Below are 17,479 nucleotides of genomic sequence, written 5' to 3' on the forward strand. Positions count from 1 at the left end.
AGGCGCGAGACCCTTACGAGCCCCGCGCCTGTGGGTGTTGCCAGTCTAACCGACGCTTAGCCGCGGAGCAGGCTGAGCACGTTGTTCGGCAGCGAGTTCGCCTGCGCGAGCATCGCGGTACCGGCTTGCTGCAGGATCTGGCCGCGCGTCAGATTCGCGGTTTCCTGTGCGAAGTCGGCGTCGAGGATGCGGCTGCGGGAGGCGGACAGGTTTTCCGACGTGGTCTGCAGGTTCGCGATCGTCGAAGAGAAGCGGTTCTGGATCGCGCCGAGATCCGCGCGAGCGCCGTTGACCGCTTTCAGTGCCGCGTCCATTGCGACGATCGCATTGTCAGCCCCGGCGGTGGTCGAGATGTCGAGGCCGGCGAAACCGGTCATCGCCGTGCCCACGGCATCGCCGTTGGTGGCCGTCCCGACCATAGTGCCGGCGAAGCCGCCCGGGGTGTTGAAGGTGTTTGTCAGCGCGATGGTCATGTCGGTACCGTCAGCCTTGCTGATCACCAGATCGCCGCCGGCAACCGTACCGGTCGCTGTGTAAGCGCCGCCGGAGCCGGCAATAAACGCATCCACGCCGGTCTGGACTTCCGCAGCAGTTACCGTCTCGACAGCAGCGGTGGTGGTCTTGGTGAAGGCATTCGTGCCATCAACCGTGAGGGTGAAGGCTTGGCCGATTGCGTTGGACGTTGCGGTGGTAAAAGCACCCGATGCACCGCTGGTCGTAGCGGTGGCCGCCGCCGAGGTCCAGCTACCCAAAACAGCAATGTTCGCGTCGGCAATATTGCTGACCGTGATGATCTGTCCCTGGTCCGCGCCGACCTGGAAGTCCTGATCGGTGAAGCTGCCATCGATGAGTTTCTTGCCGTTAAAGGTCGTGTTGTCGGCGACGCGGTCGATTTCCGCCTTGAGCTGGATGACTTCCTTCTGCAGCGCGACGCGGTCTTCGTCGGAGTTCGTCGCGTTACGCGACTGCACGGCCAGTTCGCGGATGCGCTGGAGGTTGTTGCCGATCTCGCCGAGTGCGCCTTCGGCGGTCTGTGCGAGCGAGATGCCGTCGTTGGCGTTGCGCACCGCCTGGTTCAGGCCGCGGATCTGCGCGCCGAAGCGTTCCGAAATCGCGAGGCCGGCCGCGTCGTCCTTCGCGCTGTTGATGCGCAGGCCCGAGGACAGGCGCTGCAACGAGGTCGCGAGCGCGGCGCCGGAAGTGTTCAGGTTGCGTTGCGCGTTGAGCGACGAGACGTTGGTGTTGATGACTTGTGCCATGATGTTTCTCCTAGCGAAAGGTGACTTCGGTTATCCCGGCTTCATGCCCTGTTTGCATCTGCGCGGGCGTTTTGTCTGCCGTTGAATCCATTAACGGAGGGGCCGGAAAAATCTTTAGGGAATTTGCAAGGAGATTTGTCGAGGGGCTTGTGATGGCCCCCACATGGCCCGCTCGCGCATCACTCATGGGTGCCGGCGTCCTCGCGGGGGCGCGTCCGGTTCAGGCGACGGGATGCGCGACGACCTTGTTCTTGCCCGCCTGCTTCGCTCGGTACATGGCCTCGTCGGCGCGCTGCACGGCGCTTTCCACCGTGTCGTCGGGGTTCCATTCGGTGACGCCGGCGCTGAACGTGATCAGCACTTTCCGGTCGTGCGTGAGGAAGAAGTTGCGCGTGAGTTCGCGTTGCAGGCGGACGAGGGCCGCTTGGGCTTGATCGATGGAGGTGTCCGGGTAGAGCAGGATGAATTCCTCGCCGCCGTGGCGGGAGATGGTGTCCTGCGGGCGCAGGCTCTGCCGGATGATGGTGGCGAGGTGGATGAGGGCGTTGTCGCCGGTGCGGTGTCCGAAGGTGTCGTTGAGCTGCTTGAAGTTGTCGAGGTCGAGCAGGGCGAGGCTCAGGGGGCTGCCGTGGCGGCGGGCGCGGGCGGCTTCCTTGTCGAAGGTTTCTTCCAGGCCGCGACGATTGAGCACGCCGGTGAGCTGGTCGTGGCGCATGAGGCGGCTCGTTTCGTCGAGCTGCCGCTGCAGTTCGTTCATCCGTTGTTCGGCTTCGCGGGCGCGTTCGCGCGTGGCGTCAAGTTCGTCGCGGGAGCGTCGGGCGGTGTCGCGCATCGTGAGCGTTTCGCGCATCACTTCGCCAAGGACTCCGCTGATCTCGGTGATGTCGCGTGCGGTGGAAATGCGGTCGGCACAGTTGCCGATGCGGTCGTGGTAGGCGCCGGTGGTTTCGGCGAAGCTGGCGAGGTGGTCGACGAAACCGGCGAGCAGTTCCTTGAGCGAGCGCTGGGCTTCGGAGTGGTTGTGCTTGAGCTGGCTCTGCTTGTAGATGATCTCGCGCAGGCGGCGCTCTGCGTCGTCGATGAGGCGCACGTTCGCCGGTTTGCCGAGGACGTCGCGCAGGACCTCGATCTGGCCACTGAGCCAGCTGTCGTCGACGACGATCTGGTCGATGTTGTCGAGCAGCAGGCGCAGCAGGTTGCGCAGTCCGGCGTCGATTTCGGCCCGGTCACCCGCGACCATTTCGAGCCGGTAGGCGAACTTGCGCATGCGCGTGGCGATGTTATGCAGTTCGTCCGCGCTGCTCGCGGTCTTGACCGATCCGGCGAGTCTGTCGGCTTCCTGCGCAAGTTCGGGTTGTTCGGCGAGCAGCGGGGGGAGCACCGTATCGAGCGCGAGTTGCAGCAGCTCCTGTTGGGTGGCCAGCAGTTCGCCCGCTTCTCCGGACGCGGTCTGGCGCACTTCGGGGGCGACGCCAGCGGGGGGCGTGCCCGCGGACGGCCCGTTCGCAGGCGCGTTTGCTGTGTCGGACAGGCTGTGGAGTGTCGGCGACTCGGGGTCTGCCGGGGCCTGCATCCACGAGCGGACCAGTGCCTGCAGACGTGCGTGCAGGGTTGCGGGATCGTTGGCCGCGAGCACGCGTTCAAGCGATTCGCGCTTGCGTGCGGTGGTCCAGCCGAGCTGGCGCGCTTCCCACTGCCTGAGCAAGTTGGCGATCAGTTCGTTCCAGGCGGGCGGCTGTTCGGTCTTCAGGCTGGCAAGGTAATCGGCCAGCGCCTGGCGGCTGGTGTCCTGATTGTCTTCCGTCAGAGCCTGGTCCAGCTGGCGGGCGATCCGCGCGCGTTCTGCGGTGTCGCGCGGCAATTGCCGCGCGAGGACGCGCACGAACTTGTCGGGGAAGGTGCCTTCGGTGTCTGCCGTCCCGGCGACCTCGTAGTAGAGGGCGCGAAAGTTGTCCGGTGTCGGCGAGATGCGCCGTGCCGCAAACAGGCGCAGGACTTCGCGGGCAATTTCCGATGGCTGGGTTGGGGCGGGCATCGACAGCAGCTTTCACGCGGGCAGGTTGAGCGCCGATTATAGGGAGATCGGCGCAATACCGGACATGCGGGCATGGACTAGCGTGAAATTTCTGCCGGCCGATGCATGACCAAGCCGGCGGGCTTTGACAGGCCAAGCCCGGAATTCAGCGCTCTTCGGCGGCGCTGCGAGCCTGCATGCGCATGAACCATACTGCGGAGATCGTTGCGGCCGCGAGGGTCGTCGCCTCGACGACGTGGCCGGTGCCGAGCATCAGGCCGGAGGCGCCACCGCAGCCCATCAGCAGTCGATTGATCCACTGTTCCATATTGGTCTCCGTCGGGAAGAGAGCCCTCTGCGGGGCCGTGTTGATCGAGCGCTGTAAGTATATACAGTATTCGAATCCGGCTGCAAGCGATGGGTGCGGCGTTCGCGCGCCGGACGCGGGCGGCGCGTGCACAAAGAAAAAGGGGCGCCGAAGCGCCCCTTGAACCCACTCTGTGCGTTGCTTATTTCTTCCGCGGTGCCGGCACGTCGGTGCAGCTGCCGTGCGCGACCTCGGCCGCCATGCCGACGGTTTCGCCCAGCGTCGGGTGCGGGTGGATGGTCTTGCCGATATCCACCGCGTCCGCGCCCATCTCGATGGCGAGGCACACTTCGCCGATCATGTCGCCGGCCGAAGGGCCGACGATCGCTCCACCGATCACGCGGTGCGTTTCGGCGTCGAAGATCAGTTTGGTGAAGCCGTAATCGGCACCGTTGGCGATCGCGCGCCCGGAAGCGGCCCACGGGAACTTGGCAGTCTCGACCTTGCGGCCTTCCTTCTTCGCCTGGTCCTCGGTGTAGCCGACCCACGCCACTTCCGGATGCGTGTAGGCGACACCGGGGATCACGGTCGCGTCGAACGCCGACTTCTCGCCGGCCGCGACTTCGGCGGCGACGTGGGCTTCATGCACCGCCTTGTGCGCGAGCATCGGGTTGCCGACGATGTCGCCGATGGCGAAGATGTGCGGCACGTTGGTACGCATCTGCGCATCGACCGGGATGAAGCCGCGATCGGTGACGACGACGCCCGCCTTGTCGGCGGCGATCTTCTTGCCGTTGGGGCTGCGACCGGCGGCCTGCAGGATCATGTCGTAGCGCTGCGGACCTTGCGGTGCCTTCTCGCCTTCGAAGGTGACCCACAGGCCGTCGTCCTTCGCCTCGACGGCGACGGTCTTGGTCTTCAGCATGATGCTGTCGAAGCGGTGGGCGTTCTGCTTCTCCCACACCTTGACGGCGTCACGGTCCGGGCCCTGCATGAGGGCGTCGAGCATCTCGACGACATCGACACGGGTGCCGAGCGTCGAATACACCGTCGCCATCTCCAGGCCGATGATGCCGCCGCCGATGACGAGCATCTTGGCCGGCACCTGACGGAGTTCCAGCGCGCCGGTCGAATCGACGATGCGCGGGTCGCGCGGGATGAAGGGCAGGTGCACCGCGGCAGAACCGGCGGCGATGATGCACTGCTTGAACTTGATGATCTTCTTCTCGCCGGTCTTGTCCTGCGCGTCGCCGCTGGTGATTTCGACTTCGACGTGGTTCGGGTCGAGGAAGCTGCCGTAGCCGCGCACGACGTCGACCTTGCGGCCCTTGGCCATGCCCGCGAGGCCGCCGGTGAGTTTGCCGACGACCTTGTCCTTGTGGGCGCGCAGCGCGTCGATGTCGACGGTGGGCTTGGCGAAGGTGATGCCGGCGGCGGACATGTGCTCGGCCTCGTCCATGACCGCGGCGACGTGCAGCAGCGCCTTCGACGGGATGCAGCCGACGTTCAGGCACACGCCGCCGAGGGTGGCGTAGCGCTCGACGATCACGGTCTTGAGGCCGAGGTCGGCGGAGCGGAACGCGGCCGAGTAGCCGCCGGGGCCGGCGCCGAGCACGAGCATGTCGCACTCGATGTCGGCGCCGCCGGCGTGGCTCGACGCTGTCGGAGCCGCGACGGGGGCAGCAGCCGGTGCCGCGGGGGCGGCGGCCGGAGTCGGAGCGGCGGCCGGAGTCGGAGCGGCGGCGGGTGCAGCCGCGGCGGCAGCGCCCGCCGCTTCAACCTTCAGCAGCACCGCGCCTTCGCCGACCTTGTCGCCGACCTTCACCAGCACTTCGGTGACGACACCCGCGGCGGACGACGGCACGTCCATCGTCGCCTTGTCCGATTCGAGCGTGCAGATCGCGTCGTCGACCTTGATGGTGTCGCCGGCCTTCACGAACAGCTCGATGATGGGGACGGACTCGAAATCGCCGATGTCCGGAACCTTGACTTCAACTTGGCTCATGGTGCGGCCTCCTTACAGCATGACCCGACGGAAGTCGGCCAGCAGTTGAGCGAGATAGACGTTGAAGCGGGTCGCCAGCGCGCCGTCGATGACGCGGTGGTCGGCGGTCAGCGACATCGGCAGGGTCAGGCGGGGCACGAACTGCTTGCCGTCCCACACCGGCTTCATCACCGACTTGTTGACGCCGAGGATCGCGACTTCCGGTGCATTGACGATCGGCGCGAAGTACGTGCCGCCGATGCCGCCAAGCGAGGAGATCGTGAAGCAGGCGCCGGACATGTCGGCCGGGCCGAGCTTGCCGTCGCGCGCCTTCTTCGCCAGTTCGCCGGTTTCGGCGGCGATCTCGAACACGCTCTTCTTGTCGGCGTTCTTCACCACCGGCACGACCAGGCCGTTCGGGGTGTCCGCGGCGAAGGCGATGTTGAAGTACTTCTTGTAGACCAAATTGTCGCCGTCGAGCGAGGTGTTGAACTCGGGGAATTCCTGCAGCGCGCGCACCGAGGCCTTGATGATGAAGGCGAGCATCGTGAGCTTCTTGCCCGACTTCTCGTTCTCCTTGTTCATCAGGACGCGGAAGGCTTCGAGGTCGGTGATGTCGGCGTCCTCGTGGTAGGTCACCGCCGGGATCATCGCCCAGTTGCGGGCGAGGTTCTGGCCGGAGATCTTCTTGATGCGCGACAGCGGCTTCGACTCGACTTCGCCGAACTTGGAGAAATCGACCTTCGGCCAGGGCAGCAGATCCAGTCCGCCACCGAGGCTGCCGACCGAGGTGGCGGCCACCGCCTTGCCCGGGACGACGCCGGTCTGCATCGCGCCCTTGACGAAGGCGGTGACGTCTTCCTTCAGGATGCGACCCTTCGGGCCGGTCGCTCTGACCTGGGCGAGATCGACACCCAGTTCGCGGGAGTAGGCGCGCACCGACGGGCTGGCGTGTACCTTGCCGCCGAGGGTGACGGCAGACGGCGCGGCAGGGGCGGCGACGGCGGGGGCCGACAGCGCGGACTGTCCGAATGCAGCGGTCGACGCGGCGGGGACGGCACCCGACGGGGTCGAGGCGGGGGCCGGAGCTGCGGCCGGTGCGGGGGCGGCGGCAGGCGCGGCGCCAGCGCCTTCGACCACGATCAGGACGGAGCCCATCGACACCTTGTCGCCGAGCTTGACCTTCACTTCCTTGACCACGCCGGCGGCCGACGACGGCACGTCCATCGTCGCCTTGTCCGATTCGAGCGTCGCGATCGCGTCATCGACCTTGATCGTGTCGCCGACCTTTACGAACAGTTCGATCACCGGCACGTCGGAGAAGTCGCCGATGTCCGGCACAGCGACTTCGATCGGGCCGGCCGCGGCCGGTGCCGCTGCGGGCGCTGGGGCCGGAGCGGCAGCCGCCGGTGCCGGAGCAGCAGCAGGGGCGGGCGCCGGGGCGGGGGCTGCTGCGGCAGCAGCGCCGGCAGCCTCGACCTTAATCAGCACGCTGCCTTCGGCGACCTTGTCGCCGACGCCGACCAGCACTTCCTTGACCACGCCGGCGGCGGACGACGGCACGTCCATCGTCGCCTTGTCCGATTCGAGCGTCGCGATCGCGTCATCGACCTTGATGGTGTCGCCGACCTTCACGAACAGCTCGATGACCGGCACGTCGGAGAAATCGCCGATGTCCGGAACCTTCACTTCAATGATTTGGCTCATGTTCTTGTCTCCCTCGCTCTCTTAGACGCTCATCGGGTTGGGCTTGGCGGGATCGAGGTTGTACTTCAGCAACGCGGCGGCGACCTTGTCGCGCTCGATCAGGCCGTCGTCGGCGAGTGCCTTCAGTGCGGCAACGGTGACCCAGTGGCGGTCCACCTCGAAGAAGTGGCGCAGCTTCTCGCGCGTGTCCGAACGGCCGAAACCGTCGGTGCCCAGCGTCGAGTAGGTGCGCTTGACGAAGGGACGGATCTGCTCGGAGAACATGCGGATGTAGTCGGTCGCGGCGATCACCGGGCCGGTGGTGTCCTTCAGGCACTTCTCGACGTGCGACAGGCGCGGCGCTTCCATCGGGTGCAGCATGTTCCAGCGTTCCGCGTCCTGGCCGTCACGGGCGAGCTCGTTGAAGCTCGGGCAGCCCCAGATGTCGGCTTCGACGCCCCAGTCGTTCTTCAGCAGGTCGGCCGCGGCGATGACTTCGCGGAAGATGGTGCCGGAGCCAAGCAGCTGCACGCGCAGCTTGCCTTCGCTGCCCTTACGGAACGCGTACATGCCCTTGATGATGTCGGCTTCGGCGCCGGCAGGCATCTCGGGATGCTCGTAGTTCTCGTTCATCACCGTGATGTAGTAGTACACGTCCTGCTGCTCGGCGAACATGCGGCGCATGCCGTCCTGCACGATGACCGCGACTTCGTACTGGAAGGTGGGGTCGTAGCTGATGCAGTTCGGGATCATGTTCGCGAGCAGCAGGCTGTGGCCGTCTTCGTGCTGCAGGCCTTCGCCGTTGAGCGTCGTGCGTCCGGCGGTGCCGCCGATCATGAAGCCGCGGGTGCGCTGGTCCGCGGCCGCCCAGCACAGGTCCATCGTGCGCTGCAGGCCGAACATCGAATAGAAGATGTAGAACGGCACCATCTGTACGCCGTGCACCGAGTACGCGGTGCCGGCAGCGATCCAGTCGGCCATCGCGCCGGCTTCGTTGATACCTTCCTGCAGTACCTGGCCGGTCTTCGATTCCTTGTAGAACATCAGCTGGTCATGGTCTTCCGGCACGTAGTTCTGGCCTTGCTGGTTCCAGATGCCGTACTGGCGGAACATGCCTTCCATGCCGAAGGTGCGCGATTCGTCCGGGACGATCGGCACGACGTGACGGCCGATCTGCTTGTCCTTGAGCAGCGTGTTCATGATGCGCACGATTGCCATCGTCGTCGACAGCTCGCGGCCTTCGCCCGAGGCCTTCAGCAGCGCGGCGAAGTTTTCGAGCGCCGGCACGGCGAGCGGCTCGGCCTTGCGGCGGCGCTGCGGCAGGAAGCCGCCGAGCGACACGCGGCGCTCCATCATGTACTTGTATTCGGGCGAGTCTTCGGCGAACTTCAGGTAGGGCAGTTCTGCGATCTTGTCGTCCGGCACGGGGATGCCGAAGCGGTCGCGGAAGCGGCGGATTGCCTCTTCGTCGAGCTTCTTCTGCTGGTGCGAGATGTTCATCGCCTCGCCGGCCTGGCCCATGCCGAAGCCCTTGACGGTCTTGGCGAGGATCAGCGTCGGCTGGCCCTTGTGCTCGACTGCCGCCTTGTAGGCCGAGAAGATCTTGAACAGGTCGTGGCCGCCGCGGTTGAGTTGCCAGATTTCCTCGTCGGTCCAGTCGGCGACCATCGCCTTCAGTTCCGGCGTGTTGAAGAAGTGCTCGCGCACGTAGGCGCCGTCCTTGGCCTTGAAGGTCTGGTACTCGCCATCGACGCAATCCATCATGCGCTTCTTCAGCAGGCCCTTGGTGTCGCGGGCGAGCAGGGCGTCCCAGTGCGTGCCCCACACGAGCTTGATGACGTTCCAGCCGGCGCCGCGGAATTCGGCTTCCAGTTCCTGGATGATCTTGCCGTTGCCGCGCACCGGGCCGTCCAGGCGCTGCAGGTTGCAGTTGATGACGAAGACCAGGTTGTCGAGCTTTTCACGCCCGGCCATGCCGATCGCGCCCAGCGATTCGACTTCGTCGGTCTCGCCGTCGCCGAGGAAGGCCCAGACCTTGCGGTCCTGCGCCTTGGCCATGTCGCGCGAATCCATGTACTTCATGAAGCGTGCGGCGTAGATCGCGCACAGGGGGCCGAGGCCCATCGACACCGTCGGGAACTGCCAGAAGTCCGGCATCAGCCAGGGGTGCGGGTAGGACGAGATGCCCTTGCCGTCGACTTCCTGGCGGAAGCTGTCCATCTGCTCTTCGGTGAGGCGGCCGAGCATGTAGGCGCGCGCATAGACGCCGGGGACCGAGTGGCCCTGGAAGAAGATCAGGTCGCCGCCGTGTTCGGCGCTGGGGGCGCGCCAGAAATGCGAGAAACCCACGTCGTAGAGCGCTGCCGCGGACGCGAAGGAGGCGATGTGGCCGCCGACGTTGGTGTGCTTGTTCGCGCGCACGACCATCGCCATCGCGTTCCAGCGGATGTAGGAGTGCAGCTTGATCTCCATGTCCGGATTGCCGGGGTACTTCGGCTGCTGGCTGGCGGGGATGGTGTTGATGTACTGCGTCGTCGCCGAGTAGGGGATGTCGATGCCTTCCTCGCGGCCGGCTTCGATCAGCTTCTCGATCAGGAAGTGCGCGCGGTCCTGGCCTTCATTGGCAACGACCGCCTGGAGGGCGTCCAGCCATTCCTGGGTCTCCACGGTGTCCGGGTCCGTCTGCAGCGTTACGTTGGGTGTCGCGGCCATGCTCTGTCTCCTTGTGTTGAGCTTCGCGGTTTGGCGAATCCGCCCTTGCGGTGATTCGGGTCGAATCCGTAAGTCGCCGGTCGAGGTCGTCGAGCAGCATTTTTCGCATTCTAAAACGAGATTTCAGGATGTGCAATAACTCCCGGTGCTCATTTCGGGCATGGAAACGGGCATGCGGAAAGCACGGCAAAAGCCGCGCCGCGAACGGCATCGGGCGCGTTCGTGGCGGACGGAAGCGGGACGGGTGCAGAGGGGAAGAAGCGGTTCGCCCGGGTGCGGGCGGGAAAAAAATCGGCCGGGAGAAAGGGAGGGAGAGGAAGATCTCCCGGCCGATTCGGAAAGCGGGATGCGGAGGGGCTAGCGGCCCGATGCCCTGCGACGGTCTTCATCGTAGGCGAACACCACGCGACCGTCGCGTACCTCGCCCATGAAAATATCATGGACGCTGGTAATCGTCTCGTGGCGGTCCTTCGAAAAGGGGGTGCGATACGTCATGACCACGCCCTCGATCTTCTCGTTCAGGTTTTCCAGCGCCTCGCGGACGCGGTCGCCATCGGTGGTGCCGGCCTGGCGGATCGCAGCGGCGAGCAGAAGGAGCGAATCATACCCCTGTGCGGCGGCAGGAGGGACCGGAATGCGTCCGCTGCCGGTCGATGCGCGCCACGCGTCGATGAAGGTCTTGCGACGCGGGCTCGTCGGTTCCGGTATGAATGTCTGTGGCATGCGTGCGCCTTCGGCGTTGGGTCCGGCGTTGTCGATGAAGTTCGACATCGCCAGCGTCCAGCTGCCAATCAGCGGCACGCGCCAGTTGATGCGTGCCATGCCGTTGGCGATCTGCGCGAGTTCCGGGCCGATGCCGTAGGTCAGGATCGCTTCCGCGCCGGCGTCGCGCGCACGGCGCAACTGCATCGTCATGTCGGTCTGCTGGAGATTGAAGCGCTCGACGGCGACCGGCTTCAGGTTGCGCTCGGCGAGCGTGCGTTCGAGGTCCTCGCGTCCGAGCTGGCCGTAGTTCGTGGCGTCGTGGAAGATCGCGACGTGCTTCAGTCCGCGTCGCTCGACGGCTTCGCTGACGATCATCGCCGCCTGTATCGTGTCGCTGGCGGAGACGCGGAAGACGAAGTTGTCCGGATGCTGCGGGGGCAGGAATTGCCGGGTCACGACGGAGCCCGTGGCGACCGAGGTGATCACCGGGATGCGTGCTTCCTGGTAGAAGCGCTGGCTCGCGAGGGCGACGCCGGTGTTGGCGATGCCCAGCCCTGCGACGACGCGCTGCCTGGTGATGAGCTCCTGCACGACCTGTGCGCCGCGCTCGTTGCGCGCCTCGTCGTCGCGTTCCACCAGTTCGATCGGGCGCCCCAGCACGCCGCCCCGCGCATTCAGTTCGGCGGCGGCGATGCGGATGCCCTCGCGCATGGATATCCCCATCGGGCTGGAGCCGCCTGTGAACGGACCGGACACCCCGATGCGTACGGGATCGGCCGCCAGTGCGGGCTGGGCGAGGAGATACAGCAGTGCAAGGATCAGGCGCAGCACGCGGAAATCTCACGTCAGATGGGCAAGGCCACCAATGTACGTTCGGTGCCGGTCCGGCAGAATTGGCGGAAACCCGAAGCGTCGCGAGAGCTTTTAGGGGAAAACCCGACTGACGCCGGCGCGCTGCCGCCATGACAATTGCGGCGGACCGGGCCGCTTGCGCGGATGCGCGCGTTGGCGGTCCGTCGTCCGATCCTGCCGCCTGCTCCGCATTCCGATGCCCGAATCCGCCGAATCCGCCGAATCCGCCGAATCCGGCCGCCTTGCGCGGACCCGACTGTACTGGACCGCCCCTTATGTGGCGGTGGGCATCTTCGCGCTCACGATGCTGGGTCTGGTGTGGCTGCTGCAGTTGCGCGACGCCGAAACGCAGCGCAACGCGGTCGCCCGCGACGTGCAGTGGGCGGAACAGACGATGCGCCTGCACATGCAGGGCACCGAGGAGTTCCTGAGCCAGCTCGCCCGCGATCTGGCCGTGTCGGCGCTCGACCAGAATGGCTTCCAGGTGCGTGCCAACCAGCACATCGCCAACAACGGTGAATTGGTGAACGTCGTCTGGGTCGGCCCGGAAGAGCTGGTGCGCTGGACCGCGCCCTTCGATACCACCGACTGGCTGACGGGCGACGCGCTGTCGCGCGTGCAGGCGGCCACCCTGTACCGGGCGCGGGACACCGGGCATGCCACCTACGGCGAGGCCTACCAGACGCCGGGCAAGCGCCACGTGCTGGACGTGTTCGTGCCGGTGCGGCACGGGCGCGAGTTCCTCGGTGCGATCGTCGGCGTGTATTCGATCGAGCGCGTGCTGCAGTACCTTGTGCCGAGCTGGTTCGGCGAGAAGTACCATCTCGCGCTGATCGGCCCGCAGGGCGAGACGCTGGCGGTGAATTCCAGCGTCGTGGACCTCGACCAGTCGATTTCGTATTCGATTCCGCTCGACCCGCCCGGCACCGGCCTCGTGCTGCGCGCAACGGCCTTCCGCACCCCCAGCCAGCTGCCGCAGGCCCTGCCGACGGCGATGATCATCGGGCTGTCGGTGATCGTGTTGTGGACCCTATGGCTGCTGCGTTCGCACGTACAGCGGCGCGTGCGCGTCGAGAAGGAGCGCGACCGGCTGTTCAACCTGTCGCTCGACCTGCTGTGCATCGTCGGTCTGGACGGCGTGTTCCGGCGCGCGAACCCGGCGTTCGAGCGCATCCTCGGCTATCTGCCGGACGACTTGCCCGGGCGTCCGCTGCTCGATCTCGTCCACGCCGATGACGTCCCCTTCGCCGTCGAGCAGATGCGTCGGCTCGCGGAAGGTCAGCCGGTGAGCTTCGAGATCCGCTGCCGCTGTGCCGACGGCAGCTTTCGCTGGCTCGACTGGAGCATCAATCCGGTGCGCGAGGAAAAGCTGGTGTATGCCGTCGCGCACGACATCACCGGGCGCAAGGCGGGCGAGGAGGCGCTGCGGGCGGAATCGGCCTTCCGCAAGGCGATGGAAGAGTCGGTGATGACCGGCATGCGCGCGATCGACCTCACGGGCCGGATCATCTATGTGAACTCCGCCTTCTGCCGCATGGTCGGCTTCGAGCAGGAGGAGCTCCTCGGTGCGACGCGGCCCTTCCCGTACTGGGCGCCGGAGGAGTTGGAGCTGTGCAGCCAAAACCTCGACCTGACCCTGCTGGGACGTGCGCCGCCGAGCGGTTTCGAGATGCACATCCGGCGCAAGAACGGCGAGCGCATCGACGCGCGCTTCTACCTTTCGCCGCTGATCGACGCCAACGGCGTGCAGACCGGCTGGATGGCCTCGGTCACCGACATTACCGAACCCAAGCGCATCCGCGCCGCGCTCGAAGCCGCGCACGAGCGCTTCGAAGCGGTGCTGGACGGTCTCGAGGCGGCGGTGTTCGTGGCCGATGCACGTACCGACGAGATCCTGTTCGCCAACCGCGCGTTCAAGAGCATCCACGGTTTCGATGCCGTGGGCCGGACGGTGCGCGGTGTCGCCGTGCCGCAGCCGGAACGCGGCGACTACCCGGTCGACCCGCGCGGCCTGACCGCCGCCGACCTGCCGCGCGAGCTGTTCGATGGCGAACTGCAGCATCCGTTGTCCGGACGCTGGTACCACGTGCGCGAGCATGCGACGCGCTGGGTGGACGGGCGCGTTGTGCGCATGGGCATCGCGACCGACATCACCGAGCGCAAGCAGACCGCCGAAGTCTCGCGCCAGCAGGCCGAGCGCCTGCAGCGCACCTCGCGCCTGATCACGATGGGCGAGATGGCGTCCACGCTCGCGCACGAGCTCAACCAGCCGCTGTCGGCCATTGCCAACTACTGCATGGGCTGCGTGACGCGCATCCAGTCGGGTAGCGTGCGCGAGGAGGATTTGCTGGCGGCGATGCAGAAGGCGAGCTTCCAGGCCGAGCGCGCCGGCAAGATCATCCGCCGCATCCGCGAGTTCGTAAAAAAGAGCGAGCCGCGCCGCAGCGCCGTGCAGATTTCCGACGTCCTCGACGACGCGATCGGTTTTGCCGAGATCGACGCCCGGCGCATGAGTTCGCGCATCGTGCCGGAGGTGGCTCCGGACCTGCCGGCAGTGTTCGCGGACCGCATCATGATCGAGCAGGTGGTCCTGAACCTGATCAAAAACGGCATCGATGCGATGGCCGACCTGCCGCCCGAGCAGCGCGTGCTGACGGTGCGCGCACGCGCGCTGGGACCGAGGGCAGTCGAAGTGGCCGTGATCGACCGCGGCCACGGCATCGGCGACGAGGAGCGCGGCCACCTGTTCACGCCCTTCTACACAACCAAGTCGGAAGGCATGGGGATGGGCCTCAACATCTGCCGCTCGATCATCGAATTTCATGACGGACGATTGATTGTGGACTCCAATCCGGAAGGGGGTACCATCTTCTCATTCACCTTGCCCACCGAGATCGCCAGTGACCGCACCGTCCGCCGAAGCTGAACAATGCATCTACATCGTCGATGACGACGAAGCCCTGCGCGATTCGCTCGTGTGGCTGCTCGAAGCGAGCGGGCATCGCGTGCGGGCATGGGAATCCGCCGAAAGCTTCCTGCGCGACTGCCTCCCGGCGATGACGGGCTGTCTCGTGCTCGACGTGCGCATGCCGGGTATGAGCGGGCTGGAACTCTTCGAGGAACTCAAGCGCCGCCACTTCACGCTGCCGGTGATTTTCATCACCGGCCATGGCGACGTGCCGATGGCAGTATCGGCGGTGAAGAAAGGCGCCGTCGATTTCATCGAGAAGCCCTTCAGCGAGCGCGACATGCTGAACCTGATCGCGGAATGCCTCGCTGCGGAGCAGCAGAACCGCGACAAGCGGCAGCTCGAGGCGGAGACCGCACGGCGCCTGACGCACCTTACGCAGCGCGAGCGGGAGGTGCTGGATCTCATCATCGCGGGCAAACTCAACAAGCAGATTGCCGACGTGCTCGGCATCAGCATCAAGACGGTGGAAGTTCACCGGGCGCGTGTGATGGAGAAGATGGAGGCCAACTCGCTGGCCGAACTCGTGCAGAACGTGCTGGCGGCGCCCGGAGGTGGCGGCCGCTGACGGATGTGCCGCCTGTTGCGGAGGGGAAACATGAGCGTCGGGAAGTGTCTGGTCGCAGTCCTCATCCTCGCGTGCGTGGCACCGGCGATCGCCGCCCCCGACCGGCCGGCGGAGCAGCTGGTCCGCGAGCGCTGCCGCAAGTGCCACGGCGTGAGCGGACTCAGCGGCGAGGCCGAGTTTCCCAAGCTCGCGGGCCAGGACGTCGAGTACCTCACCCGGCAGATGGCCAACTTCAAGACCGGCGTGCGCACCAGCAAGCGCATGAAGCAGCGCGTCGAAGACCTCTCGGGTGGCGAAATGCGCGCACTGGCCGAGTATTTCAGCGCAAAGCCGATGGTGCCGGAGCAGGGCGCCGACCCGGCGCAGGTCGACATCGGCCGCCGCATCTACTATTCCGGCATCCCCGCAAAAGGCGTCACCGCCTGTACCACCTGTCACGGGCCGCAGGGCCGCGGCGCGATGTACCTGCCGCGCCTCGCCGGCCAGCACGCGCAATATCTCGCTGCGCAGTTGCGGGCCTTCCGCGAGCATTCCCGCACCTCACCCAACATGGTCATGCATACGGTCGTCGAGAACATCGCCGACCCGGAGATCGAGGCCGTCGCAAGGTTCCTCAGCGTGATGGAGTGAGTGCCGCCGGTCGGCGCCCGTCGACCGCGTTGACGCCGACCTGTCACCGGGGCTCAAGTTTGGGTGCATGCGCCCGTTAATGGTCGTTATTAAATTAATATTTGCGGCCATTAATTTTGTTGGGGGTATATGGTGCCAAACCTGTATGGTCTGAGTGTGGGATTTCGCTTGCGCCTCATCGTGATCGTGGCGTTCGTTCTGTTCGCCGCGGTGATGGCCCAGGCTGTGGTCTCTTTCCGCGGGGCGATGGAGGGCGAGCGCAAGGGAAGCGTCCAGCATGCGGTCGAGTCCGTGCATGGGACGCTCGAGTACTTCCACAAGCGCGAAACGTCGGGCGAGATGAGCCGCGAGGACGCGCAGGCCGCTGCGAAAGCCGCGATCAAGGGACTGCGCCACGGCGAGGGTGAATACTTCTTCATCACCGACATGCACCCGCACACCCTGATGCATCCGATCAAGCCGGAGCTCGACGGGCGGGACATGACCAATGTCGCCGACCCCAAGGGCAAGCGCCTGTTCGTCGAGTTCGTCGAGGTCGTGCGCAAGGACGGCGCCGGCTTTGTCGACTATCTCTGGCCCAAGCCGGGCGAGAGCGAGCCGCAGCCGAAGATTTCCTACGTCAAGACTTTCGCCCCCTGGGGCTGGATCCTCGGGACCGGCGTCTATGTGAACGACATGGATCGGGTCTTCTGGCGTCAGACGATGCAGACTCTGGTCTTTGCCGGCATTGCGGTGCTGTTGCTGGTCCTGGTGTCGTGGCGCATCGGTCGCGGCATCCTGCGCCAGCTCGGTGGCGAGCCGTCGGACCTGCAGCGCATCGCCGCGCGGATCGCAGAGCGCGACCTGACTTCACACGTCAAGGTGAAGGAGGGCGATTCGCGCAGCATCACCTACGCGATGGACCAGATGCAGTCGCGGCTGGCCGAAGTCATCCGGCGCGTGCGCGACAATGCTCACGACGTCACCGACGCCGTGCGCCAGGCGGCCGATGCCGGACAGGCGATCCACGACTCTGCGCTGCACCAGACCGAAGTCGCCGGCAGTACCGCCGCCGCCATCGAGCAGATGGCCGTGAGCATCGCCCATGTGTCCGAGAACACCGACGAGGCGCGCGGCAATTCGCAGCGCACCGCGGAGGTCGCGCAACGCGGCGAAGACCTCGCCCGCGACGCCTCGGAGGGTATTGCCCAGATTTCGGAGACGGTCGCCGGTGCGGCGAAGCAGATCCAGGTGCTGCGCGACCGCTCCGGCGAGATCGGCGAGATCGCCGACGTGATCCGCGAAATTTCCGACCAGACCAACCTGCTCGCGCTCAACGCCGCGATCGAGGCCGCCCGTGCGGGCGAGCAGGGCCGCGGCTTCGCCGTCGTCGCCGACGAAGTGCGCAAGCTCGCCGAGCGCACCGGCGCGGCCACGGCGCAGATCTCGCAGGTGATCCAGGCCGTGAAGGCCGAGACCGAAAGCGCGGTGGCGAGCATCGAGCAGATCGTGCCCAAGGTCGATTCCGGCGCACGCCGCTCCCAGCAGGCGGCCGATGCGCTGCGCGAAATCCGCGAGGGCGCGCGCGACACGCTCGGGCGCCTCGAAGACGTCGTCTCGTCGATGAAGGAACTGACCGCCGCCAGCAACAGCGTCGCCACCAACATGCAGGAAGTGGCGCAGATGGCTGAGCGCAGCAGCAGCGAAATCCGCAGCAGCACCGAATCGACCGAGAAGCTCAGGCACAGCGCCGAAGCGCTCGAAGCCCTCACCGCTGGCTTCCGCGTCGACTGAAGCCCTTTCAACACGGGGCAT

Annotated in this window: 11 protein-coding genes; 4 read left to right on the forward strand and 7 right to left on the reverse strand. The window is 66.1% G+C overall.

The features are described 5' to 3' along the window. Positions 1–56 precede the first annotated feature (56 nt). The 7 genes from BW991_RS22375 to BW991_RS22400 all read right to left on the reverse strand — a co-directional run bounded on the left by BW991_RS22375 (position 57) and on the right by BW991_RS22400 (position 11,498). Positions 57–1,259, reverse strand: a complete 1,203-nt coding sequence (locus BW991_RS22375) for a flagellin (protein ID WP_076604328.1) — start codon at positions 1,257–1,259, stop codon at positions 57–59. 220 nt (positions 1,260–1,479) lie between these two features. Continuing rightward, positions 1,480–3,294 (reverse strand): GGDEF domain-containing protein, encoded by a 1,815-nt coding sequence (locus BW991_RS22380; protein ID WP_076604329.1) that lies wholly within the window; start codon positions 3,292–3,294, stop codon positions 1,480–1,482. Positions 3,295–3,439: 145 nt separating this feature from the next. Continuing rightward, positions 3,440–3,601 (reverse strand): hypothetical protein, encoded by a 162-nt coding sequence (locus tag BW991_RS23965; protein ID WP_170879159.1) that lies wholly within the window; start codon positions 3,599–3,601, stop codon positions 3,440–3,442. Between the two features lie 181 nt (positions 3,602–3,782). Then, entirely contained in the window at positions 3,783–5,585 is a 1,803-nt protein-coding gene (lpdA, locus tag BW991_RS22385; protein WP_076604330.1) for a dihydrolipoyl dehydrogenase, read from the reverse strand. A gap of 12 nt (positions 5,586–5,597) precedes the next feature. Next, positions 5,598–7,271 carry a dihydrolipoyllysine-residue acetyltransferase gene (aceF, locus tag BW991_RS22390; RefSeq protein ID WP_076604331.1) on the reverse strand — a complete coding sequence of 558 codons (1,674 nt, stop codon included), beginning with the start codon at positions 7,269–7,271 and terminating at the stop codon, positions 5,598–5,600. A 21-nt stretch (positions 7,272–7,292) separates the two neighbouring features. Beyond that, on the reverse strand, positions 7,293–9,962 hold the full coding sequence (aceE, locus tag BW991_RS22395) for a pyruvate dehydrogenase (acetyl-transferring), homodimeric type (protein ID WP_076604332.1): 2,670 nt from the start codon (positions 9,960–9,962) through the stop codon (positions 7,293–7,295). Positions 9,963–10,319: 357 nt separating this feature from the next. Beyond that, positions 10,320–11,498: an ABC transporter substrate-binding protein gene (locus BW991_RS22400; RefSeq protein ID WP_076604333.1), complete on the reverse strand. Its 1,179-nt coding sequence runs from the start codon at positions 11,496–11,498 to the stop codon at positions 10,320–10,322. Positions 11,499–11,715: 217 nt separating this feature from the next. Here BW991_RS22400 and BW991_RS22405 point away from each other — a divergent pair, with 217 nt between their 5' ends. From BW991_RS22405 to BW991_RS22420, 4 genes are all read left to right on the forward strand, one after another. Beyond that, the gene (locus tag BW991_RS22405) at positions 11,716–14,445 is read left to right on the forward strand and encodes a PAS domain S-box protein (RefSeq protein WP_076604334.1); all 2,730 of its coding nucleotides are present in this window, start codon (positions 11,716–11,718) and stop codon (positions 14,443–14,445) included. After that, complete coding sequence (locus BW991_RS22410) at positions 14,420–15,055, forward strand: response regulator transcription factor (protein WP_076604335.1); 636 nt, start codon at positions 14,420–14,422, stop codon at positions 15,053–15,055. The genes BW991_RS22405 and BW991_RS22410 overlap by 26 nt, the downstream gene beginning before the upstream one ends. A 30-nt stretch (positions 15,056–15,085) precedes the next feature. Further along, complete coding sequence (locus tag BW991_RS22415; protein ID WP_076604336.1) at positions 15,086–15,685, forward strand: c-type cytochrome; 600 nt, start codon at positions 15,086–15,088, stop codon at positions 15,683–15,685. A 168-nt stretch (positions 15,686–15,853) separates the two neighbouring features. After that, entirely contained in the window at positions 15,854–17,458 is a 1,605-nt protein-coding gene (locus BW991_RS22420) for a methyl-accepting chemotaxis protein (RefSeq protein WP_244551788.1), read from the forward strand. Positions 17,459–17,479: the final 21 nt, after the last annotated feature.

The organism is Aromatoleum tolulyticum, assembly GCF_900156155.1.
Taxonomy (GTDB): Bacteria; Pseudomonadota; Gammaproteobacteria; order Burkholderiales; family Rhodocyclaceae; genus Aromatoleum; species Aromatoleum tolulyticum.